The organism is Rhizobium sp. R86522 (genome assembly GCF_042466255.1).
GTDB lineage: Bacteria > Pseudomonadota > Alphaproteobacteria > Rhizobiales > Rhizobiaceae > Allorhizobium.
Window position 1 is genome coordinate 4,551,405 of the sequence record NZ_JAXHBX010000001.1, and the last position, 21,917, is coordinate 4,573,321.

The following is a 21,917-nucleotide window of genomic DNA, read 5'->3' on the forward strand; positions in this document are numbered from 1 at the left end:
GTATGACCAGAATTGTCGATCTCTTCTACAAATTCCTCGAATTGCTTCTGATCCTGCTCTTGTCGGGCATGGCGATCATGGTCTTCGTCAATGTCATTCTGCGTTACGGCTTCAACTCCGGCCTGACTGTCTCGGATGAAATGGCCCGCTATTTCTTCGTATGGTTGACCTTTGTCGGCGCAGTCGTCGGCTTTCGCGAATACGGACACATGGGCGTGGAAAGTCTGGTGGCCCTATTCGGTCGGCGCGGCCGGGTCATCTGCATGATCTTGTCCAATCTCCTCATTTTCGGCGTTTCTGCCATCTTCTTCTGGGGAACCTGGAAGCAGTTGCCGATCAATGCCAGCATGAGCGCACCCGTTACGGGACTTTCCATGGGCTGGGTCTACGGTATCGGCTTCTTCACCGGCGCCGGCTGTAGTCTGATCGCGCTCGAACGCCTCTTCCGTCTGGTCACCGGGCGTGTCACCGAAAGTGAAATCGCAGCCTTTGCAGGCGAACACCACGGCATTGAGAAGCTGGTGGAGCGCGCCTGATGACCCTTCTTGTCTTTATCACCTCGCTCCTCGGCGCCATGGCCATTGGCGTTCCGGTCGCCTTCGCTCTGATGTTCTGCGGCGTGACGCTCATGTGGTACATGGGCATGTTCAACAGCCAGATCATCGCGCAGAACATGATCGCGGGCGCCGACACGTTCACGCTGCTCGCCATCCCGTTCTTCGTGCTGGCCGGCGAGTTGATGAATTCCGGCGGCCTGTCGCGGCGCATCATCGAGTTTGCGATTGCCTGCGTTGGCCACATCCGTGGCGGCCTCGGTATCGTTGCCATCATGGCCGCCGTGATCATGGCCAGCATCTCAGGCTCGGCCGCTGCCGATACGGCAGCTCTGGCCGCAATCCTGATCCCGATGATGGCAAAGGCGGGATACAACGTGCCGCGCTCTGCCGGCCTCATTGCGTCCGGTGGTATCATCGCACCCGTCATCCCGCCGTCGATGGCGTTCATCGTTTTCGGTGTTGCCGCGAATGTGTCGATCACACAGCTCTTCATGGCGGGGATCGTGCCGGGCATGTTGATGGGGATCGCGCTTGTCATTGCCTGGCAGATCGTGGTTCGCAAGGACAACGTGAAGCCCTTGCCGAAGGCGCCGGCGAAAGAGCGCTTGCGAGCCACAGGGCGTGCGGCTTGGGCGCTCGGCATGCCGGTTATCATCCTGGGAGGGATCAAGGCCGGGGTGGTGACGCCTACGGAGGCGGCTGTCATTGCGGCTGCCTATGCCATGTTCGTCGGCATGGTGATCTATCGGGAACTGAAGCCGAGAGATCTGCCGCGGGTCATCCTGCAGGCGGCCAAGACAACCTCGATCATCATGTTCCTGGTGTGCGCGGCCCTGGTCTCCGCCTGGTTGATCACTGCGGCCAATATTCCCGGCGAGATCACGCGCTACATCGAACCTCTGATCGATCGGCCGATGCTACTGATGTTCGTCATCATGGCACTGGTTCTCGTCGTCGGAACCGCATTGGACCTGACACCGACCATCCTGATCCTGACACCCGTGCTGATGCCGATCATCAAGCAGGCGGGCATCGATCCGGTCTATTTCGGCGTCATGTTCATCATGAACTGCTGCATCGGCTTGATCACGCCGCCCGTTGGCGTGGTGCTCAACGTGGTCAGCGGGGTCGGGCGCGTACCGCTCGGCAAAGTCGTGACGGGCATTGTTCCGTTCCTGCTCGCGCAGGTGCTCGTTCTCGTATTGCTCGTCATATTTCCCGAGATCGTCATCGTGCCGGCGCAGTGGCTACGGTGAGGAACGAAGTTCAACCAACTCATTAAAATCCAAGGGAGGATACACCATGAGGAAGATACTACTCGCAACGACAGCACTGGCATTCGCCGTTTCCGGAGCCGTTCCAGCTTTTGCGGAATTCAACGACCGCACCATCCGCGTATCGAACGGCATCAATGCCGATCACCCTGTCGGGAACGGCATCGAGGCCATGCAGAAGTGCCTGGATGACAAGTCCGGTGGCAAGCTGAAGCTGCAGGCGTTCTGGGGCGGTGCCCTCGGTGGCGACCTCCAGGCGACCCAGGCTCTGCGTTCGGGCGTCCAGGAAGCCGTGGTGACGTCTTCGTCGCCTCTCGTCGGCATCGAGCCGGCGCTTGGTGTCTTCGACCTGCCGTTCCTGTTTGGCTCCGCTGACGAGGCCTACAAGGTACTCGACGGCGAGTTCGGCGACATGATGAACCAGAAGCTCGAAGCCGTTGGCCTCGTGAACCTCGGCTATTGGGAGAACGGTTTCCGCAACCTGTCCAACTCGGTTCGTCCGGTGACGAAGTGGGAAGACTTCGAAGGGATGAAGGTTCGCGTCATGCAGAACAACATCTTTCTCGATACCTTCCAGAACCTCGGCGCAAACGCTACCCCGATGGCATTCGGCGAAGTTTTCTCGGCACTCGAGACCAAGACCATCGACGCCCAGGAAAACCCCTATGTGACGATCGACACCTCTAAGTTCTTCGAGGTGCAGAAATACATCACCGAGACGAACCACGCCTATACGCCGTTCCTCTTCCTGTTCTCCAAGGCGATCTTCGATACCTATACGCCGGAAGAACAGGCGGCCTTGCGCGAATGCGCAACGGTTGGCCGTGATGTCGAGCGATCGGTTATCGCCGACCTCAACAAGCAGTCGCTGGAGAAGATCAAGGCAGCCGGCCTTGAGGTGAACACGCTTTCGCCTGAAGAGCAGCAGCGCATCCGCGAAAAGTCCATGATCGTCTATGAAAAGCACAAGGAGACGATCGGTGCCGAGGTGGTGGACGACATTCTCGCCAAGCTCGCCGAACTCCGTAAGTGACCTCCCTGGTCGTGGCGCTCTTGAGCGCCGCACCAGAAGAAGCCCGCAGCGGGAAACCGCTGCGGGCTTTTTAGTTGATCATTTGGGGGCCGAGGGCAGGACCTTGTCCCGCTTCTTCAATTGCTGCTCACGGAAGAAGATGAACAGGCCCGATCCGACGATGAGGGTCGCACCGACGATCATTGTCAGTCGAGGCACTTCGCCGAAGAAGAAATAGCCGAAGACAACAGCCCATAGCAGCAGTGTGTATTGGAGCGGCGCGACGGTCGCGGCGTCCGAGATTTTCAAGGCGCGGTTGACCAGCATGTGCGCGCTCATGGCAACGATGCCGAGAAGCCCCAGCAACAGGATTTCATTCACCGACGTGATCGGTGTCCAGCCGAAGGGGGCGGCAATCAGGCCGACCACTGCGGCTCCACCCGTCTGGAACAGTACAAGCGTCTTGTCCGGCGTGCCGCGCAGGCTGCGGCCCGAGAGCATCATGAAAGCGAAGGCGGCAGTGCCGATGATCGAGATCAGAGCGGGTGTGGTGAACATGGCGCTCGACGGCTCGAGCGTGATCACGACCCCGATGAAGCCGATAGCAATTGCGGACCAGCGCCGCCAGCCGACCTTTTCTCCCAGCAGGAAGGGCGCTGCCGCCGCCACATAGATCGGCGCTGCGAGCCAGTAGGTCATGACATCGGCCAGCGGCAGATACATGACCGCGTAGTAGAAACAGAAGAGTTCCAGCGTCGAAAGCACGACGCGCGTGAACTGCAGCCAGGGTCTCTCCGCCTCGACGATCGGCTTCAGGCCGGCCATCCAGAGGAAGGGCGCAAGGATCAGAAGTGCTGCAATGCTGCGGATCAGGATGACCTGGCCGAGGCCGTAACTTGCCACCAGCCACTTGCCCATGGCATCGTTCATCGCAAAGAGCAGCATTCCGAGCAGCATGACTGCAGGGCCTGCCATCCCGGCCAGTCCGAGTGCCCTTCGCGAAGCCTCATCTGTCGTGTGCGTTGTCATGGCTCCTCCTTACAAGCGTACAACTCTCGTCTGTCATGTTGTCTGACAATTCAACAGTTGTATTGGCTGATGGGCCGTCGGTTGACAAGACCACAAGGGTGGCGTTTCGCCTTGGACCTGCTGATCGCACGGGCTGGGCGAACTCCGTTGACGTCCCGGCTCACCCGAGAGAGGAATTTTCCCAACACGCATATCTTTAGAATACCAATCTAGTCGTGATTGTTGACGTGGCGCTGATTATGACGAAAATGTGTCAATATCAGCCGGAGCCAATGAGTGGCTCCGTTCGTGGGAGACTGCCATGTCACATGCGATCGCGAAGCTTTTCGGTGACCCCAAATCCAGGCGTTCTGTCGAGGTTTGCCGGCAGCGGGCCGCGGTTGCCGCCGCGACTGTTTCGATCGGCTTTATAGCGGTGCTGATCGTCACGCTTTAAGTTTCTGAGCATCCGGATCAGCGGGTAAACGTTTATTGTCCGTGCCGGACGATCTTCGTCACGGCCTAGGTTTTACCGGCCCTTGAGCGCCACTCCCGGGCATAATCGTCCAGTCCGTCTAGCGTGTCGACGATGCTTCGCATTTTAACATCAATCGTGATCCCCGTCAGCAAGGCCGCGCCGATTGCCGTGCCGGTGGTCGCTTCCGATGCGTGGACTGGACGCTTCATCAGCGTGTGGAGCGCGCGAAGATAGAGTTGATTGGCGGCAAATGGACCCTCGACGATGATCGGCCCCTCTGCCTCGATGAGGTCGAGACAGGTTTGGGTCATCAGGGCCTGGTAGAGGCTGGCCGCGGCCAGTCGTTCGCTCACAGAGCTCGTCTCGTTCATCCAACGGAAATGCGAATCCGGGAATGGGCCGGTACCCATCACCACGCTCGGCAGGATCATCGAACCTGCGTCGATCACCGCTGTCGCGGCAATCAGTTCCTCCTCCATGGGGACGACCGCCATGTCGCGGGTCAGAAGGTCCCATTCGCGTCCGCCCATGAAGCGGGCGGAAGGAACCGCCTGACCGTTGGCGTCGACATTGACCAGCGTATCGCGCGAGGGATCCAATCTTTGCGGCTTGGCGCCGACGCCGAAGCAGATCACCCAAGTTCCCGTGGACACGACAGTGCAAGGGCTGCCGAAGCCCACGAGATGCGGCAAGAGCGAGGCGTTCGAATCGTGAAGCCCGCAATAGACGGGAACCGGGATCTGCAGGCCGATCGCGTGGGCCACCTCCGGTCTGATAGGCCCAAGGGCATCGAAAGCGGAGCGCAAGGGGGCCATCCGCTCGCGGATACCAAGGGTGTCAACCAGCTTCGAATACCGCCCTTCAAACGGGTGCCAGAGGTCAGTGTGGCAACCAAGCGAGGTCCGCTCGTTGGCGACAACACCCGTCAGGCGGTAGGCCCAGTACTGCGGATAAGTGAGGATCGTTGCGACCTTGTCGAACTGGTCCGGGAAAGTTGTCTTCTGATAGTGCAACTGCGCCCCGACGTTCAGGCCCCCGGAGAGGGCTGGCGAGAAAGTCTCCGAAAAATCCGGCCGCAGCTTGCCATAGGCTTCGATTGTCTCGTGTGGGTAGAGATGTTCGTAGTCCAGCACCGGCATCGCAAGGCTGCCCTCGTCGTCCAGCAGGGCTGCCGATGCGCCATGCGTGGTGATCGACAAGGCGTCGAAGCCAGGTCCGGCGGCGAATTCCCTCAGAGACCCCAGCAGGAACGCCCAAAGCGCCTCGACATCGAAGTGCGGGTAGGGCGGGCCGGGGATGACCGTATTCGCGGTTTTTCGGACTGCCAGTTCGGTGCCGGTCATCCCATCAACCAGCACCACCTTGGCATTGGTCTTGCCGATGTCGATGACGGCGATGCGTTGGAAAGACTGGCTCATGGCATGTGAAAGACGGGGTTCAGATCGACGGCCCAGGGGGAGTTGTCGGGATTGGTCGCCATGATATCCGCCATATGCGCCCACCAGCGCTTCATCACTGGGTGAGAGGGCAAGTCCGCCATGGTGTGGTTCCGAGTGCGGGTCAGGACACCGATCAGCAGGTTCGTTTCCGGATCGAGATGGATCGTATAGTCGCTGATGCCGGCATCATGCAGGAGGTCGACGAGATCAGGCCAGATCTCGTCATGGCGCTTCCTGTATTCGGCCTCCATGCCGGGATTGAGCTTCATCTTGAAGACGTGGCGTTCGGTCTCGCTCATTAGGCGTTCCTCGCATGCTTGATCCGGCGGGCGACGATCGGCAGGGCGATGGTGATGATCAAGAGCAGACCGATGAAGATCGACATGACGATGCCCGGCACGTTGAGAAGGCCAAGGCCGAAGGTGACGAGGCCCATGACGAAGGCTGCGATGACGACGCCGACGATGGTGCCCGAACCGCCGAGGATGGAGACGCCGCCGAGCACGACCATGGTGACGACTTCAAGCTCCCAGCCTTGAGCGATCGAGGGGCGGGTCGAGCCGAGGCGCGATGTCAGGCAGACGGCGGCGATGCCGCTCATCAGGCCGGTCAGAAGGAAAAGAATGAATTTCACCCGCTCGACCGGGATGCCGGAGAAGCGGGCTGCCAGCGGATTGTTGCCGATGACATAGACATGGCGGCCGAAATTCGTCCGGTGCAGGAGGATGGCGAAGAGCAATGCCATCACCAGGAAGAGGACGAATTCGAAGGAGATGACCCAGAAGACATAACCTTGGCCGAAGAAGGCAAATTCCGGCGGGTATTTGCCGAAGGCCTGGTCGCCCAGAACCAGATAGGAAATACCGCGGAAAAGGCTCATCGTGCCGATCGTCACGACGATCGACGGCAGCTTCAGGCCGGCAACCAGCAGGCCGTTGAAGGCGCCGCAGGCAAGGCCGGTGGTGATCCCGATCGCGACCAGACCGGGTGCCCCGACGCCAAGCTGTGCTGCATAGCCCATAGCTGTCGAGGCAAGCGCAATGATCGCGGCAACCGAGAGGTCGATCTCACCGGCGATGATCAGCAGCGCCATGGCAAAGGCGATCAGCGCCTTTTCGGTGAAATTGAAGGTGGCGTCCGACAGGTTCCAGGCGTTCAGGAAGTAAGGTGAGGCAAACGAATTGGCGATGAAGATCAGGATCGCCACGCAGAAGAGCAGCACTTCCCAGCTGCCGAGCAGTCGACGCAACGGCGTTTCAAGGCGGTCGGGGATGACGCGCTTTGTGTGTTCATGTGCGGTGCTCATGCCGTCGCCTCCTTTCCGGCTGCGCGGTCACGCAGGATGATGCGGCCCTTCTTTCGTTCGGCGCGGGCGTTGAAGACGACGGCGAGCACGATGACGATGCCCGAGATCGCCATCTGGGCGAAGGGCGAAATGCCGATGACGGGCAGGGCGTTCTTGATGACGCCGAGGAAGAGGGCGCCCAACACCGTGCCGATCACGGTGCCGATGCCACCTGCAATCGAGATGCCGCCGATGACGCAGGCAGCCACGCTGTCGAGCTCGAAGCCGGCGGCGATGTCGACATAGGCGACCGCATAACGCGAAACCCAGAGATACCCCGAAAGGCCCGCGAGCGCGCCCGAGAGCACGAAGGCGAGGAAGCGGGCCCGACCGACGTCAATGCCGGCATAGATGGCCGCGACCGGGTTGCCGCCTGCGGCATAGGTCGAGCGACCGAAGGCGGTGCGGGCGAGAATGAAGCCAATGAGCAGGATGACCGCGATCGCGACCCAGGAGAGGATCGGCAGCCCCAGCACCGGCAGGCGCGGCACGCCGAGAAAGTCCGGCTGCATCTGGTGTGCATTGACCCAGGCGCCGCCCGAGAGAACGAAGCTCATGCCGCGATAGATGGTCAGCGTGCCGAGCGTGACGACGATAGGCGGGATCTGCAAGGCCCAGACGAGGAAGCCGTTGATGGCGCCGAGGGCGGCACCAATGCCGATTGCGATGAAAACGAGGAGTGCTAGCGGCAGGCCCGGATAGGCGCTGTCGAGCATGGCGACCGCCATGCCGGTAAAGGCGAGATTGGCGGCAACCGAGAGGTCGATCGATTTGGTCAGGATCACGACCATCTGGCCGAGCGCCAGGATGATCAGGATCGAGGTGTCGTTGAAGATCGTGACGAGATTGTCCGGGTTGGCGAAATTGGGCGCGCGCGTGGTGAAGCTCATGATCATGCCGATGATGATCAGACCCAGCAACACTTCCCGGTTTTTCAAAAGGTTCTGCATTGTCATTCCTCACGCATTGCCGGTGGCGGCGCGCACAAGCGTCTCTGCGGTCAGGCCTTCGCGCTCGAAAATGCCGGCTTGCAGGCCCTCGCGCATGACCATGACGCGATCCGACATGCCGAGGATTTCCGGCAGTTCGGACGAGATCATGATGATCGACAGGCCTTCGCCGGCGAGTTCCGAGATGAAGGCGTGGACGGCAGCCTTCGAGCCGATGTCGATGCCCTTGGTCGGTTCGTCGAGAATGATGACCTTGGGTGAGGTGGCGAGCCACTTGCCGATCACCACCTTCTGCTGGTTGCCGCCCGAGAGCGTGCCGACGGGAACGGAGAGGGCGGCCGCGCGCAGGTCGAGCCGTTCGGCAAAGCGGCGGGCGAGCTTCAGCTCATTGGTCGCCTTCAGGAAGCCTGCAACCGAGGTGCGGATCAGTGAGGGTAGTGACATGTTCTGATAGATGGGCAATTCCAGCGCCAGGCCATGTCGGCCCCGTTCCTCGGGCACATAGACAATGCCGGCTGTGATCGCATCCGAGGTGTTGCGAATGCTGAGCTCGCGACCTTCGAGTTCCAACCTGCCGGATTTTGGCCTGTTAACGCCGAAGATCGACTGGCAGAGTTCGGAGCGGCCGGCACCGATCAGGCCGTAGACGCCGAGGATCTCGCCCTTGTTGAGGGTAAAGCTGATGTCGCGGAATTCGGTTTCGTGGCTGTAGCCGACGACGCTCAGGACCGGTGCGCCGATCACGGCTTCTGTCTTCGGGAAGACGTCGTGCACGTCGCGACCGACCATCTGCCGCACGATCTCGTCCTGGGGCGTGTCCTTGAGAACGCCGGAACCGACCATGCGACCATCGCGGAAGACGGCGTAGTTGTCGGCGATTTCGTAGAGTTCGTCGAACTTGTGGCTGATGAAGAGGATCGCCTTGCCCTGGCGCTTCAGACCTTCGACGATGCGGAAGAGATCGTCGATCTCCTTGCGCGACAAGGCGGCCGTCGGTTCGTCCATGATGACGATGCGGGCATCGACGGAGAGTGCGCGGGCGATCGCCACCAGATGGCGCTGGGCGATCGAGAAGTCCTTCAATTTCGTGGTCGGGTCGATGTCGCTTTCCAGCGTCGTCATCAGCTCCCGGGAGCGGTCGTTGATGGTGCGCCAGTCGATCAGGCCGAAGCGGGTACGCGGCGCGTGGCCGAGGAAGATGTTTTCGCCGACGGTCAATTCGTCGAACAGCACAGTTTCCTGATGGATTGCTGTTACGCCGGCATCGATGGCCTCCTGGGCGTTGGCGAAGGCGGTTGGCTTGCCATCGATCAGGATCTCGCCCTCGTTCGGGCGATAGATGCCGGTCAGGATCTTGACGAGCGTCGATTTGCCGGCGCCGTTCTCGCCGATCAGCGCGGTCACCTTGCCCGGATAGAGGGCGATATCGACCCGATCCAGGGCTTTGACACCCGGAAAGATCTGGGAAATGCCCCGCATTTCGAGAATGGGCTCGCCAGCCGGGATCGCGCCCGCCGCGAGCTTGGCAGATTGAACGGTCATCATGTGCTTACCGAATGAGTGAAATCCCGGCGGCTTGAGCCGCCGGGTCTGGTCCGCCGAGATCAGAAGATCTTGGAGAATTCCTCGATGTTCGAGGCGTTGTAGACGAAGGGGTCTGCCATGGCGGCTTCGCCACCGTCACCGACCTTGATCTTGCCCATGCGGCCGGCTTCGATTTCCGAGCCAGGAGCCGCATCGGTTTCGCCCTTGGCGAGACGATAAGCGATCTGGGTAGCGGAGTAGCCGAGATCGATCGGGTTCCAGATGGCGAATTCCTTCGTTGCACCCGACTGGATGGCGCCCGCCATTTCGGAGGGGAGGCCGAGGCCGGTGACGTAGACGTCGCCGATCTTGCCGGCATCCTTGACGGCCTGGGAGGCGGCGAGAACGCCGACGGTCGTCGGGGCCACAATGACCTTGACGTTCGGCTGCGAGGTCAGGAGGCCGTTCGCTTCGCGGTAGCTCTTGTCGGCGAGGTCATCACCATAAACTGTCGTGACGAGGTTGAGGCCGGGGAAGTCCTTCAGCTGTGCCTTCATCTCCTCGATCCAGATGTTCTGGTTGGTCGAGGTGGTGGTGGCAGACAGGATGGCGAAGTCACCCTTGCCGTCGGGCAGATGGTTGGCGGCGAGCTGCAGGCACATCTTGCCGATCAGCGCGTTGGACGACGGGTTGAGGTGCATGATGCGGCCTTCTGGGGCGACACCGCTATCCCACGAGATGACCTTGATGCCGCGGTCCATGGCCTTCTTGAGGGCGGGGACAACTGCGTCCGGGTCGTTTGCCGAGATCGCGATGGCATCGACGCCCTGCGCGATCAGCGAGTTGATGACTTCGATCTGGCCTTCGGCCGTGGTCGAGGTCGGGCCGGTGTAGATCACTTCTACGCCGCCGAGTTCCGCAGCTGCTTCCTGAGCGCCCTTGTTGGCGGCTTCGAAGAAGCCAATACCAAGTGACTTCACCACGAGTGCGATTTTCATGTCAGCTGCCTGTGCGGCAGAGCCCATGGTGGCGAGTGCAATGGCGGCACTGGCCAGCAAGATTTTCGTCAGTTTCATGTTTTCCTCCCAGGTTGATGAACTGCTTTACTCTCCCTCCCGGCGCCTCCTCTTAAGCGACCGACGAGGTATCCTCCCTTGCCGATGAAGCCATGGGCTTCACGGTTATGAGCTTCACGCCGGCGTCGGTGACCATGGCGGCCGCCTCGTCGGAAATTCCGTCATCGGTGATGATCGTCGACACCTTGTCGAGCGCACACAGGATCAGGCTTGAGCGCTTGGCGAACTTGCTGGAATCGACCATGACGATCAGCTCTTCGGCCTGACGCACCAGCTTCTGTTCGCTCTGGATGACCAGTGCATCCGATTCCATCACGCCGTGGGCGTTGATGCCCTGGGCCCCGATGAAGATGCGGCGGGCATAGAAGTTGCGGATCGCATCATTTTCGAAGGGCGACAGGATCAGGCTCTGGTCGCGATAGATCGCGCCGCCGGGAACCGAAACCGTGCATTTCGAGTGCTTCACCAGGTGCTCGGCAATGGCGAAGGAATTGGTCATCACCTGCAGGCGGCGGGCCGACATGAAATGCACCATCTGGAAGGTAGTGGTGCCACCGTTGATGATGATCGAATCGCCCTCTTCGCAGAGATCGACCGCTGCGCGCGCAATTGCGCGTTTCTTGTCGATGTTGACCGATTCGGAAACGCGGAAGGGGCGTGCTGCGAGATTTCCAAGCTGCGGCGGGTGCACGGCTTCTGCGCCACCGCGGACGCGCCTCAGCTTTCCCTGCACATGGAGAGACGCGATATCCCTGCGGATCGTGGCTTCTGAAGCCTCGGTCAGCTCGGCAATATCCTGCACCGTGATCACAGGCTTTTCCTGGATCGCGCTCAGAATGATGCGATGGCGTTCGCGTTCGTGCATTGGGTCCTCCTGACGTTGATTTATTCGCAATGTTTTTACGCTGTCAATCAGAAACGATCAAAAATAATAATACTGCAGCGCAACATGAAAATTAATGATCGAAATTGATTGACAATCAGGCGAGGGCTGCGCGATATCTGCAAACAAGATGGAGATGAGCCGGTATCGCCGGTTCATGAGATAATTGCAGGGAGGATGTCATGACGGGCCAAACCCGCCTTCTCGAAAATCGTTGGGATGATGCTTATGCCGCCACGCTCGATGAGCCCTGCAAGCTGCTTTACAGGTCCAACCTGCTCGGTGCCGACAAGCGCATCACCAATTACGGCGGCGGCAACACCTCCGCCAAGGTGATGGAGATCGATCCTCTGACCGGTGAAACGGTCAAGGTGCTCTGGGTCAAGGGGTCTGGCGGTGACGTCGGGACGATCAAGCTCGATGGTTTCGCGACTCTCTATCAGGACAAGCTCGAAGCGCTGAAGGGCATCTACAAGGGTGTGCATGACCAAGACCGCATGGTCGGTTTCCTGCCGCATTGCACTTTCAACCTCAATCCGCGCGCGGCATCGATCGATACGCCGCTGCATGGTTTCGTATCCTTCACCCATGTCGATCACATGCATCCGGATGCGATCATCGCGATCGCGGCCTCGAAGAATTCCAGGGAATTGACGCAGAAGATTTTCGGCTCCGAGATCGGATGGCTGCCCTGGCGCCGCCCGGGTTTCCAGCTCGGTCTCGACCTCGAAGCCTTTGTGAAGGCCAATCCGACAGCAAAGGGCGTCGTGCTCGAAAGCCATGGTTTGTTCACCTGGGCCGATGATGCCAAGGACTGCTATCTCCTGACGCTCGAGATCATCAACAAGGCGATCGAGTGGTTTGCCAAGGAGACCGAGGGCAAGACGGTCTTCGGTGGTGCGGTATCGAAGAGCCTGCCGGCAGACGAGCGTCGTACGATTGCTGCCCGTCTGATGCCCGAGATCCGCGGACGGATCGGCAAGGGCGAGCGCAAGCTCGGGCATTTCGACGACCAGGATGCCGTGCTGGAATTCGTCAATTCGAAGAACCTGCAGCCGCTGGGGAGCCTCGGGACGTCCTGCCCTGACCATTTCCTGCGCACCAAGATCCGACCGCTGATCGTCGATTTCGATCCGGCAAAGCCCGATGTGGACGCGGTTCTTGCCGGTCTGGACAAGGCTCTCGAAGCCTATCGGGCCGACTACACCCGCTATTACGAGACCTGCAAACACGACAATTCGCCCGCCATCCGTGATCCGAACCCGGTGATCTTCCTGGTTCCGGGCGTTGGCATGCTGTCCTTTGCCAAGGACAAGGCGACGGCCCGCATTGCCGGTGAGTTCTATGTCAATGCGATCAACGTCATGCGCGGCGCCTCGACGGTTTCCGAATATCAGGGACTGCCGGAGCAGGAAGCTTTCGATATCGAATACTGGCTGCTCGAAGAGGCAAAGCTGCAGCGCATGCCGAAGCCGAAGAGCCTCGCAGGACGCGTAGCCTTCGTCACCGGCGGCGCCGGCGGCATTGGCCGGGCGACCGCCGACCGGCTGATGGCGGAAGGTGCCTGCGTGGTGCTGGCCGATATCGATGCTGCAGCACTGGAGCAGACGGTCGCCGACTTCTCGAAGCGCCATGGCGCGGATGTGGTCCGCTCCGTTCAGCTCGACGTGACGCGCGAGGATGCGGTTATACGCTCCTTCTCCGAAGCCTGCGTGGAGTTCGGTGGCGTGGATATCCTTGTCTCGAATGCCGGGATTGCCTCTTCGGCGCCTGTCGAGGACACGACGCTTGCGATGTGGGACACGAATATCAGCATCCTGGCAACCGGCTATTTCCTCGTCTCGCGTGAGGCTTTCCGTCTGTTCCGGCGTCAGAAGCTCGGCGGCAACGTCGTCTTCGTTGCCTCGAAGAACGGTCTTGCCTCTTCGCCCAATGCCTCCGCCTATTGTACTGCGAAGGCTGCCGAGATCCATCTCGCCCGCTGCCTGGCGCTCGAAGGTGCAGACGCCGGCATCCGGGTGAACACGGTCAATCCGGACGCGGTGCTGCGTGGGTCGAAGATCTGGAACGGCGAATGGCGCGAGCAGCGGGCGGCCTCCTCGAAGATCGAAGTCACCGATCTCGAGGAGCATTACCGCAACCGCTCGATGCTTAAGCTGAATGTTTTCCCGGAAGACATCGCCGAAGCCATCTACTTCCTGGCGTCGGACCTGTCCGCGAAATCAACCGGCAACATCATCAATGTCGATGCCGGCAATGCGCAGAGCTTCCCGCGCTGATCTCCCAAGCCGTCGCGGCGCATGCGCCGCGGCGGGATCCTACTTGCGGATGATCACCCAGATGGCATGGATGATGCCCGGGATATAGCCGAAGAGCGTGAGCAGGATGTTCAGCCAGAAATGCAGGCCGATGCCCACCTGGAGGAAAACGCCGACCGGCGGCAGGAGGATGGCAAGCAGAATGCGAAGAACGTCCATGATGGCTCCGATTTTCAATTCAGACAGCAGATAAACGCGCTTCGATGGTAATCGTTCGCGCGAGGTGGAGGAAAGAATGAGCGAGATCCGAATTCCCGTCGATATCGTTGCGGCTGACAATGACAAGCGCGAGGCGGCTCACCGCAGCGATTTCCAGGCGCTGGGCGAGAAGCTGGCGCGGAGCTCGATCGATATCGAGAGCGTGACCGCGAAGGTCGCGGACTTTTTTGTCGCCGTTCCTTCCTGGGGCGTGGGCACCGGCGGCACGCGCTTTGCCCGATTTCCGGGGCAAGGAGAGCCGCGGCACATCTTCGACAAGCTCGACGATTGCGGCGTCATCCAGCAGCTGACCCGCGCCACGCCGACAGTCTCTCTGCATATCCCCTGGGACAAGGCGGATCCGAAGGAGCTGAAGGCCAAGGCGGATGCTTTGGGGCTGGGCTTCGACGCGATGAATTCGAACACTTTCTCTGATAGCGCCGACCAGCCGCATTCCTACAAATATGGGTCGCTCAGCCATGTGGATGCCGCGACCCGCCGGCAGGCCGTCGAGCACAATATCGAGTGCATCGAACTCGGTGCAGCCCTCGGCTCCAAGGCACTGACCGTCTGGATCGGTGATGGATCCAACTTCCCCGGTCAGAGCAACTTCACCCGCCAGTTCGAGCGTTATCTCGACGCGATGCGCGAGATCTACAAGGCGCTGCCGCACGACTGGCGACTGTTCTCCGAACACAAGATGTACGAACCGGCCTTCTATTCCACCGTCGTGCAGGACTGGGGCACGAACTATCTGATCGCCCAGACACTGGGAGAAAAGGCCTATTGCCTCGTCGACCTCGGGCATCATGGGCCGAACACCAATATCGAAATGATCGTTGCGCGGCTCATTCAGTTCGGAAAGCTCGGCGGCTTCCACTTCAACGATAGCAAATATGGCGATGACGATCTGGATGCCGGATCGGTCGAACCCTACCGGCTGTTCCTGGTGTTCAACGAGCTCGTTGACGCAGAGCATCGGGGTGTGAAGGGCTTCCATCCGGCGCATATGATCGACCAGAGCCATAACGTGACAGATCCGATCGAAAGCCTGATTTCGAGCGCCAACGAGATCCGCCGTGCCTATGCCCAGGCGCTGCTTGTGGATCGCGCAGCGCTCGGGGGCTATCAGAACGACAACGATGCCTTGATGGCCTCCGAAACGCTGAAACGTGCCTATCGCACCGATGTCGAGCCGATCCTAGCCGAGGCGCGGCGGCGTGCCGGTGGCGCGATCGATCCGGTCGCGACCTATCGTGCGAGCGGCTACCGGGCCCGTGTTGCGACCGAACGTCCGGCGGTCAAGGGCGGCTCCGGCGGTATCGTCTGAACTGGATCTTTGTTTCATCTCATGAAAACGCCCGGGCGATACCCGGGCGTTTCCTTGTCAAAGCGTTCTCCCGACGCGTTTTTATCTTATTCTTCGCGCTGGCCGGTGAGGCTCAGCAGCAGCTGGAACAGGTTGACGAAGTTCAGGTAGAGCGACAGCGCGCCGAAGACGGCGAGCTTCTGCTGGCTCTCCTGGTCGAAGTTTTCGGCATACTGCTGCTTGATGTTCTGGGTATCCCAGGCGGTCAGGCCGACGAAGACGACGACGCCGATCACCGAGATCGCGAACTGCAGGGCGCTCGAGCCGAGGAAGATGTTGACGATCGAGGCGATGACGACACCGATCAGACCCATCATCAGGAACGAGCCGAACTGCGACAGGTCACGCTTGGTGGTGTAGCCGTAGAGGCTCATTGCGCCAAACATGGTCGCGGTGATGAAGAACGTGCGGGCGATCGAGGTTCCGGTGAAGACCAGGAAGACCGACGACAGCGACAGACCCATCACGGCCGCGAAGGCCCAGAAGGCCATCTGCGCTGTCGCGGCCGACATCGCGTGGATGCGGAACGAGAAGAAGAAGACGAAGGCGAGCGGGGCCAGCATCACGACCCACTTCAAGGGGGTCGAGAAGATCGGCACGTAGAGCGCCGGGGTCTGGCTCACCACGAAGGCGACGATGCCGGTGATGACCAGCCCTAGGCCCATGTAGTTGTAGACGCGCAGCATGTGCTTGCGCAGACCTTCGTCGAAAAGTGCTGCGGACTGGGCCTGAGCACCGTAGCCGAAGCGGTTCTGGATGGGATCCATAGTCAGTTACCTCCTTGAATGGATCAGTAAAGGGTCCGGGCAAGCTTGCGGGCCTGTTCGGCCAGCCTGTCCGGGTTTTGGGTTTCGGAGATCAGCGCGTAAGCAACCTCGCCGATCTGCCAATAGGCTGCGTTGGTCTGACCCTCCTGCTTCAGCAGCACCTGCTGAACGGCAAAATTGCCAGGCCTGACGGCGAAGAGGGACAACCTCTCGCCGAATTGGGGCTCGACCTCGAGCTCGACGCTCGGTCCGTAGGTCGAGGGGAAAATCTGGGCGTCCCGCACGGTCCAGTCATCCGGCATGGCCGGCAGAACGATGGCCGTGGCGGAACGGATCTCGGCCGGATCGAAGCGGCTCGTTTCGGACTGCGAACTCATCTTTTCCCGCAGCTCCGCCGTCTGATGCGCGCGCACGGCCTCCTCGACGAACTGCGGCGGCGGCACTGAGGCCACAACTTCGCCGATGCTGCCGGGGGCGATCCAACCATGGGCGATCCAGCCGGCGCCCACGAGAAGCACGACTGCCGCCGCACGCCGCATGACGTCGATCGTGCGCGGACGGTTGAAGGCGCTTTCCAGCACCCGTGCCGCATCGCGCGTTTCCTGACGCACGACTGCTGGCATGCCCGCAAGCGCCAGCCGCAATTCGTCGCGCACACGCAGATCGGCCATGACCTTGGCGGCGATCGCAGGATTTTCCGACAGATAGGCCTCGACCTCGATACGGCGACCAACATCCAGCTGGTCGTCGACATAGGCGTGCAGGTCGGCCTCGATTACAGGATCATTGCTGGTCATCGGGGTTTCCTCCAACGATTCTGAGGTGGGGCACGAGGTTCGCGTCCTCGCCGCTTTCCATCGCCCTTAGCCGGGCGCGGGCGCGGGAAACGCGGGACATCAGCGTGCCCACGGGGATATTCAGGACATCGGCCGCTTCCTGATAGGAAAGCTCCTCGATGGCCACGAGATGGAGCGCTTCGCGCTGGTCTTCCGGAAGAGACAGGAAGGCGTCGCGTACCTGCGCCAGCCGTACCGAATGCTCCTGACCCGCAGGCGCCACCATATCGGTCAGCTCCAGTGTCGCATCCTGGCGCCGACTGGCGGCGCGGTCCCGGCGAAGGCGGTCGATATGCGTATTGTGCAGGATGGACATCAGCCAGTTGCGGATGCTGCCCCCGCTCTTGAAGGTCGACCTGCGCTCCAGGGCCCGGATAAGTGCATCATGAACGAGGTCTTCCGCCTCGTCCGGATTTCTGACGAGCGAACGGGCGTAGCGTCGCAGGGCTGCGAGCTGGCCAATCACATTGAACGGGTTCGAGTTCGTCGTCATGCCCCAGTATACGGAGCCGACAGCGATCCTATTCCATCGCCGAAAAGATTTTTTTCACGGGCCGACAATCGAGCCCAGTCCCCAGGCCGCAGCATAGACGAGGCCGCCGGTCGCCCCGAGTGCGATCACGCCCATGCCCAAACCCAGGATCGTCACCAGACCGTCCCGCTCCATAAGGCCAAGCGCGATCATCACGAGGGCCGCCACGGGAAGCATGTTGCCGAAAGGGATCGGTAGCGCGACGGCGATGGCAAGCAAAAGAACGGGTAGGCCAAGAAATGCCTGAGCACGTGGTCCGGCGAAGCGCCGCAGGCGGTTTTTGCGCAGGAGAGTTTCCACGCGCGCCACGAGGGGCGCCGTGTAGCGAACCATGAGTTCGATCGTTCCGCCGGAAACCTGCCGTCGTCCCAGAAATTGCGGCAACCAGATGCGTCTGAAACCCGCGATGATCTGGAGCGAGATGATCGCGAGGCAACTCCCGAAGACGAGGCCAAACGGACCGGGGATGGGAGTGAGCGCCGGAAGAGAGAGGATCAGGATTGCAAAGGCGATGCTGCTGCGGCCCATGGCCGACATCAACTCATCCAGGGTTACTGAACCCGCTTCGGCGACATGGGCTCGAAGCCTGGCCAATCGTCTGGATGCCACCCCGCCCTCAGCAGTGGTGCTGTCTAGCGGCGCGATTATGGTCATGGGTTTGGCTCTCCTGTAACCGCCAAGATGTAGGAGAGCTTTTGGTCGACGCAAGATCGCCTGCCCGCATTTGGTCGGCTACTGGCGCGCCGCGATTAGCCGGACCAGAGCGCGGAAGCTTTCGACGTCGCCGTCGGCCTTGTCGAGGAGGTCGATCGGAAAGAGGACTGCCTTCCGGTTGGCGTCGGAGAGCGACGACGTATGCAGATCCTGCTCCGCCGCTTGCCGGGCCTCCGCCATCGCTTGATGAAGGTCATCCGGGTCGAGCAGGCCCTTGGCGATCATGCGGCGGACAAGAGCAGAAATCGCGAGATAGAGACCTTCAAGCTGAGGATTGGCTGTGTTCATGGTGATTGCCTTCAATCTATCCGACGCTTGGAATCGAGATCTACGCCCTGTTGGGTTGGTTCGTCCTCAAGGTCGGCCTTTTCGTCTCGTTCGGACAGTTCCAGGCGATCGCTCCTGGTGTCGTGCTCCTCGCGTGGCGTCTGATGGCCGTGCGCTTCGGTGGTCTTTGCGGTGGTCATGCGGGCTCTCCTCCACTTCACATGCATATCGAACGTCGTCGTCCGTCGTCGGTTCCGGCGCGGTCGTGTCGAATGGGCGGAACCTCGGCGCTTGTTTGCAGGTTTCCAATGTCCCAGCAAAGGAGACATCCATGACTGAAGAGATCGAACATTCGCGCAAGCGGCAGGTCGAAGAGGACAAGTCTCACGCGGAAGACATGCCGGCGGCCGGTCCTCACGACAAGAAGGAGCTGCAGGATCCGATGAAGACGCCGGGCACGGGATCGCTGCCGGAGATCGGATCGCAAAAGACGGATCTCGGCCCGGAGTGACACTTCGCGCATCCGAAACGACAAAGGCCGGCGCGAAGGCCGGCCTTTCTCACTTTTCTCAAACGCTCTCGGTCAGATATTCTCGGCGACGCTTTCGCCGGCGAGACGTTCTTCTTCTTCCCGCTCTTCCCGATTGTACTTGATCGAGGACCACAGCGAGATGCCGATGAGTGCCGCACCGCCAAGACCGGTGATCACTTCCGGGATGTGGAACAGTGTCTGCACATACATGATCACCGACAGGATCAGGATGGCGTAGAAGGCGCCGTGTTCGAGGTATCGATATTCGGCGAGCGTGCCCTTTTCGACGAGCATGATGGTCATCGAGCGCACATACATGGCGCCGATGCCAAGGCCGATCGCGATAATGAAGAGGTTCTGCGTCAGTGCAAAGGCGCCGATGACGCCGTCGAAAGAGAAGCTGGCGTCCAGCACTTCAAGATAGATGAAGGCGCCGAGGCCACCCTTGGCCGCTTCGCTCATGGCACGCTGCGAGGCGTCGAGCAGACCGCCGAGAACTTCGACGGCGAGGAAGGTCACGAGACCATAGATCGCCGAATAGACGAAGGTCGTCGCCTCTTCGCCGTCAAGAAGATTGGAGAACAGCAGGATCAGGAGCAGCACGAGCGCAATCTCGATGCCCTTGATCGAGGCGGAGCGCGCCATATGACTTTCGAGCCACTCGATCCAGTGGATGTCCTTCTCCTGGTTGAAGAAGTAGGTGAGGCCGACCATCATCAGGAAGGTACCACCGAAGGCCGCGATCGGCAGATGCGCATCGTTCATGATGCGCGCATATTCCGCGGGCTCGCGGGCGGCGAGGATCACGGCTTCGATCGGGCCGATCTGCGCCGCGATCACCACGATCAACAGCGGGAAGATGATGCGCATACCGAAGACGGCGATGAGGATACCCCAGGTCAGGAAGCGCCGTTGCCAGACGGGCGTCATGTCCTTGAGCTTGTTGGCGTTGACGATGGCGTTGTCGAAGGACAGGGAGATTTCAAGCACGGCCAGGACCGAGCAGATGAAGAAGATGGTCGCCATGCCGGAGATTGTGCCGCTCATCTGCCATCCGAGAACGGCGCCGAGAAGCAGGCCAATCGCCGTGACGATGAAGGCCCAGCGGAAGTAACCGAGAGTGGAATTGCCACCCGTTGCTGCTGCGGTGCTCATATGCGGTCCTCCAGGCTGGAGGAGGCGAAATTAGGGGAGATGCGAAGCGTCCTGCACGCCTTCGCATGAAGCATGATCCAAGTGTTCATTTTTCTAGAATCCGCCGGCTGAAATTTGCTGGCGGTACCGACATCACGAGAGCGCCGTAAACTCTCGCCAGAGGGGCCCGGCACCAGGTTTGGGCGCGGTGATGCTGAAATCACGGCGCCTCACATTCTTGTTAACGAACATTGGTCCGACGTCAAGAATTTAGGCGGATAGGGCGGATTAGTTGATCGTATCAGGCATTGGCGATGGCCTTCCCGACCAGCGTTGAGGCAAGAGGAGCAAGGCTCAAATGGCTGAAGATTATTCTCTCGTCGACCTCGAGCGCTTCGTCAAAGCGCAGCGGGAAACTTACGCACAGGCGCTTCGGGAATTGCAGGGTGGCCTGAAGCGCAGTCACTGGATGTGGTTCATCTTTCCGCAACTGGAGGGGTTGGGCCGATCGCCCACTGCCCAGCGATTTGCCTTAAGGTCGCTTGATGAGGCGCGTGCGTATCTGGCGCATGCTATCCTCGGAGAGCGCCTGCGTACGGTCACCCGGGCCGTATTGGCGCATCAGGACCGAAGCCTTTTGGAGATTTTCGGTCAACCCGACGACATGAAGTTCCGATCATCCATGACGCTGTTTGCGGCCGCTGCCGATCCCGACGACGCTGCGATCTTCCGCGAGGCTCTCGACGTGTTCTGTGGCGGAGAGCCTGACGCAATCACGTTGCAGCGTCTCGCCGGTTAGGCGGAGCTGATCAGTAATATGGGGCGAATCGAGAGGCTGTTGCTGACGGTGCAGATTTCCTCGGCGCGATGCGCAATCCTCGACTGATCATGCGGATCGAGAGTGCCCTCGAAAGCCAGTGTCACGATGATCGAGGCGAAACGCGAGGGCTCGTCCGCCGCCTTTTCTCCAGTCACCCCGACCTGCAGCCCCTCGAACTCATCGGTGAGGCCCAGTTCGCGGGCGGCTATCCGCGCGCTCATGCTCATACAGGCGGCAAGCGAGGCCAATAGCAGGTCGAGGGGATTGAAGCCTGCCTGGGTCGGCCCGGTAACGATTTCGAGCTCACCGCCGGTTGCGGATTCAATGATGGGGTAACCCCTTCGCCCAAGTGTCGCCGTTGCGCCGATCGGGCGGCTTCTCGGATCTGCCATTCCAGTCCCCATTCTGCTTGATGGTTCAGAATAGGGATCGAGGGATGGCGCGACAAGCTGTGTCAGATGCTGTTGCCTATGCGCGCCGTGCCGGTTTCGCCGTTGTCGCGGATCCATTTCAGGCGCTTGTCACCGGTGCGGATCAGTTCGAAGCACATCGGCGCCCCCTTGTACCAGCTGGTAAATTGCTGACAGAGGCGGTCACCGTTGATCCACCATTTGCCTTTGTCATTCGGCTTGGCGAAGCGGCCGAGACCTAGGGCTTCGCCCGACCCATCCACCTGACCGTTCGGACGATAGTTCAGCGGAAATTCGCCACCGAAGGGCACGGCGAGGTAGATGCGCTTGCCGATGATTTCTTCCTTGATGGTGGAGGCGGTAAAGCGCTCGTTCGCCATCGCTGCCGGGGCGATGAACGCGATCGTCAGGAGCGTGATCAGTCCGGCACGCATGCTGCTGGTCATAACGAAGATCTCCCGTTCAAAATGGGTT

At 60.5% G+C, this 21,917-nt stretch carries 26 protein-coding genes; 8 read left to right on the plus strand and 18 right to left on the minus strand.

The window, feature by feature from the left end:
* The first annotated feature begins 2 nt into the window (after window positions 1–2).
* Genes SJY08_RS21895 through SJY08_RS21905 form a run of 3 tightly spaced genes read left to right on the plus strand, consistent with a single transcriptional unit; the run spans window position 3 to window position 2,864 of the window.
* Window positions 3–536, plus strand: coding sequence for a TRAP transporter small permease (locus SJY08_RS21895; protein WP_054148570.1), 534 nt, complete (start codon window positions 3–5; stop codon window positions 534–536).
* Window positions 536–1,813 (plus strand): TRAP transporter large permease, encoded by a 1,278-nt coding sequence (locus tag SJY08_RS21900; protein ID WP_054148571.1) that lies wholly within the window; start codon window positions 536–538, stop codon window positions 1,811–1,813. The genes SJY08_RS21895 and SJY08_RS21900 overlap by 1 nt, the downstream gene beginning before the upstream one ends.
* Window positions 1,814–1,859: 46 nt before the next feature.
* On the plus strand, window positions 1,860–2,864 hold the full coding sequence (locus SJY08_RS21905; RefSeq protein ID WP_054148572.1) for a TRAP transporter substrate-binding protein: 1,005 nt from the start codon (window positions 1,860–1,862) through the stop codon (window positions 2,862–2,864).
* A 78-nt stretch (window positions 2,865–2,942) separates the two neighbouring features.
* On the opposite strand, the gene SJY08_RS21910 is transcribed toward SJY08_RS21905, so the two are convergent.
* Complete coding sequence (locus SJY08_RS21910; protein ID WP_377278320.1) at window positions 2,943–3,872, minus strand: DMT family transporter; 930 nt, start codon at window positions 3,870–3,872, stop codon at window positions 2,943–2,945.
* Between the two features lie 301 nt (window positions 3,873–4,173).
* On the opposite strand from SJY08_RS21910, the gene SJY08_RS21915 reads away from it, so the two are divergent.
* Window positions 4,174–4,308: a hypothetical protein gene (locus tag SJY08_RS21915; protein WP_256367274.1), complete on the plus strand. Its 135-nt coding sequence runs from the start codon at window positions 4,174–4,176 to the stop codon at window positions 4,306–4,308.
* A gap of 65 nt (window positions 4,309–4,373) precedes the next feature.
* Here the strand turns inward: SJY08_RS21915 and SJY08_RS21920 are convergent, their stop codons facing one another.
* Genes SJY08_RS21920 through SJY08_RS21950 form a run of 7 tightly spaced genes read right to left on the minus strand, consistent with a single transcriptional unit; the run spans window position 4,374 to window position 11,528 of the window.
* Window positions 4,374–5,747, minus strand: a complete 1,374-nt coding sequence (locus SJY08_RS21920) for an FGGY-family carbohydrate kinase (RefSeq protein ID WP_377278323.1) — start codon at window positions 5,745–5,747, stop codon at window positions 4,374–4,376.
* Window positions 5,744–6,067, minus strand: coding sequence for an L-rhamnose mutarotase (rhaM, locus tag SJY08_RS21925; protein ID WP_377278325.1), 324 nt, complete (start codon window positions 6,065–6,067; stop codon window positions 5,744–5,746). The genes SJY08_RS21920 and rhaM overlap by 4 nt, the downstream gene beginning before the upstream one ends.
* The gene (locus SJY08_RS21930; protein WP_377278327.1) at window positions 6,067–7,074 is read right to left on the minus strand and encodes an ABC transporter permease; all 1,008 of its coding nucleotides are present in this window, start codon (window positions 7,072–7,074) and stop codon (window positions 6,067–6,069) included. The genes rhaM and SJY08_RS21930 overlap by 1 nt, the downstream gene beginning before the upstream one ends.
* Window positions 7,071–8,063 (minus strand): ABC transporter permease, encoded by a 993-nt coding sequence (locus tag SJY08_RS21935; protein WP_377278329.1) that lies wholly within the window; start codon window positions 8,061–8,063, stop codon window positions 7,071–7,073. The genes SJY08_RS21930 and SJY08_RS21935 overlap by 4 nt, the downstream gene beginning before the upstream one ends.
* Window positions 8,064–8,072: 9 nt before the next feature.
* A complete protein-coding gene (locus SJY08_RS21940; protein ID WP_377278331.1) occupies window positions 8,073–9,608 on the minus strand; it encodes a sugar ABC transporter ATP-binding protein in 1,536 nt (511 codons plus the stop codon).
* 59 nt (window positions 9,609–9,667) lie between these two features.
* Window positions 9,668–10,663 (minus strand): rhamnose ABC transporter substrate-binding protein, encoded by a 996-nt coding sequence (rhaS, locus tag SJY08_RS21945; protein WP_054148578.1) that lies wholly within the window; start codon window positions 10,661–10,663, stop codon window positions 9,668–9,670.
* Window positions 10,664–10,715: 52 nt separating this feature from the next.
* A complete protein-coding gene (locus SJY08_RS21950; protein WP_054148579.1) occupies window positions 10,716–11,528 on the minus strand; it encodes a DeoR/GlpR family DNA-binding transcription regulator in 813 nt (270 codons plus the stop codon).
* A gap of 200 nt (window positions 11,529–11,728) precedes the next feature.
* On the opposite strand from SJY08_RS21950, the gene SJY08_RS21955 reads away from it, so the two are divergent.
* The gene (locus tag SJY08_RS21955; protein ID WP_377278334.1) at window positions 11,729–13,825 is read left to right on the plus strand and encodes a bifunctional rhamnulose-1-phosphate aldolase/short-chain dehydrogenase; all 2,097 of its coding nucleotides are present in this window, start codon (window positions 11,729–11,731) and stop codon (window positions 13,823–13,825) included.
* Between the two features lie 39 nt (window positions 13,826–13,864).
* Here the strand turns inward: SJY08_RS21955 and SJY08_RS21960 are convergent, their stop codons facing one another.
* On the minus strand, window positions 13,865–14,023 hold the full coding sequence (locus tag SJY08_RS21960) for a YqaE/Pmp3 family membrane protein (RefSeq protein WP_069043052.1): 159 nt from the start codon (window positions 14,021–14,023) through the stop codon (window positions 13,865–13,867).
* Window positions 14,024–14,099: 76 nt separating this feature from the next.
* Here SJY08_RS21960 and rhaI point away from each other — a divergent pair, with 76 nt between their 5' ends.
* The gene (rhaI, locus tag SJY08_RS21965) at window positions 14,100–15,392 is read left to right on the plus strand and encodes an L-rhamnose catabolism isomerase (protein WP_377278337.1); all 1,293 of its coding nucleotides are present in this window, start codon (window positions 14,100–14,102) and stop codon (window positions 15,390–15,392) included.
* 86 nt (window positions 15,393–15,478) lie between these two features.
* On the opposite strand, the gene SJY08_RS21970 is transcribed toward rhaI, so the two are convergent.
* The 6 genes from SJY08_RS21970 to SJY08_RS21995 all read right to left on the minus strand — a co-directional run bounded on the left by SJY08_RS21970 (window position 15,479) and on the right by SJY08_RS21995 (window position 18,747).
* Window positions 15,479–16,198 (minus strand): Bax inhibitor-1/YccA family protein, encoded by a 720-nt coding sequence (locus SJY08_RS21970; protein WP_054148582.1) that lies wholly within the window; start codon window positions 16,196–16,198, stop codon window positions 15,479–15,481.
* A gap of 23 nt (window positions 16,199–16,221) precedes the next feature.
* Entirely contained in the window at window positions 16,222–16,995 is a 774-nt protein-coding gene (locus SJY08_RS21975; RefSeq protein ID WP_300890745.1) for an anti-sigma factor, read from the minus strand.
* Entirely contained in the window at window positions 16,982–17,527 is a 546-nt protein-coding gene (locus SJY08_RS21980) for a sigma-70 family RNA polymerase sigma factor (protein ID WP_054148584.1), read from the minus strand. The genes SJY08_RS21975 and SJY08_RS21980 overlap by 14 nt, the downstream gene beginning before the upstream one ends.
* 54 nt (window positions 17,528–17,581) lie before the next feature.
* Window positions 17,582–18,220, minus strand: coding sequence for an exopolysaccharide biosynthesis protein (locus SJY08_RS21985; RefSeq protein ID WP_069043054.1), 639 nt, complete (start codon window positions 18,218–18,220; stop codon window positions 17,582–17,584).
* 78 nt (window positions 18,221–18,298) lie between these two features.
* Window positions 18,299–18,568 (minus strand): hypothetical protein, encoded by a 270-nt coding sequence (locus tag SJY08_RS21990; RefSeq protein ID WP_377278341.1) that lies wholly within the window; start codon window positions 18,566–18,568, stop codon window positions 18,299–18,301.
* An 11-nt stretch (window positions 18,569–18,579) separates the two neighbouring features.
* Complete coding sequence (locus tag SJY08_RS21995; RefSeq protein WP_377278343.1) at window positions 18,580–18,747, minus strand: hypothetical protein; 168 nt, start codon at window positions 18,745–18,747, stop codon at window positions 18,580–18,582.
* Window positions 18,748–18,878: 131 nt separating this feature from the next.
* Between SJY08_RS21995 and SJY08_RS22000 the strand changes: the two genes are divergently transcribed.
* Window positions 18,879–19,058, plus strand: a complete 180-nt coding sequence (locus SJY08_RS22000) for a hypothetical protein (protein ID WP_069043056.1) — start codon at window positions 18,879–18,881, stop codon at window positions 19,056–19,058.
* Window positions 19,059–19,130: 72 nt separating this feature from the next.
* Here SJY08_RS22000 and SJY08_RS22005 read toward each other — a convergent pair whose 3' ends face one another.
* Window positions 19,131–20,234: a DUF475 domain-containing protein gene (locus SJY08_RS22005; RefSeq protein ID WP_069043057.1), complete on the minus strand. Its 1,104-nt coding sequence runs from the start codon at window positions 20,232–20,234 to the stop codon at window positions 19,131–19,133.
* A 337-nt stretch (window positions 20,235–20,571) separates the two neighbouring features.
* Between SJY08_RS22005 and SJY08_RS22010 the strand changes: the two genes are divergently transcribed.
* Window positions 20,572–21,012: a DUF1810 domain-containing protein gene (locus SJY08_RS22010; RefSeq protein WP_377278346.1), complete on the plus strand. Its 441-nt coding sequence runs from the start codon at window positions 20,572–20,574 to the stop codon at window positions 21,010–21,012.
* Here the strand turns inward: SJY08_RS22010 and SJY08_RS22015 are convergent.
* The gene (locus tag SJY08_RS22015) at window positions 21,009–21,425 is read right to left on the minus strand and encodes an OsmC family protein (RefSeq protein ID WP_377278348.1); all 417 of its coding nucleotides are present in this window, start codon (window positions 21,423–21,425) and stop codon (window positions 21,009–21,011) included. The genes SJY08_RS22010 and SJY08_RS22015 overlap by 4 nt on opposite strands.
* Before the next feature lie 62 nt (window positions 21,426–21,487).
* On the minus strand, window positions 21,488–21,889 hold the full coding sequence (locus tag SJY08_RS22020; protein ID WP_083229649.1) for a hypothetical protein: 402 nt from the start codon (window positions 21,887–21,889) through the stop codon (window positions 21,488–21,490).
* Window positions 21,890–21,917 lie beyond the last annotated feature (28 nt).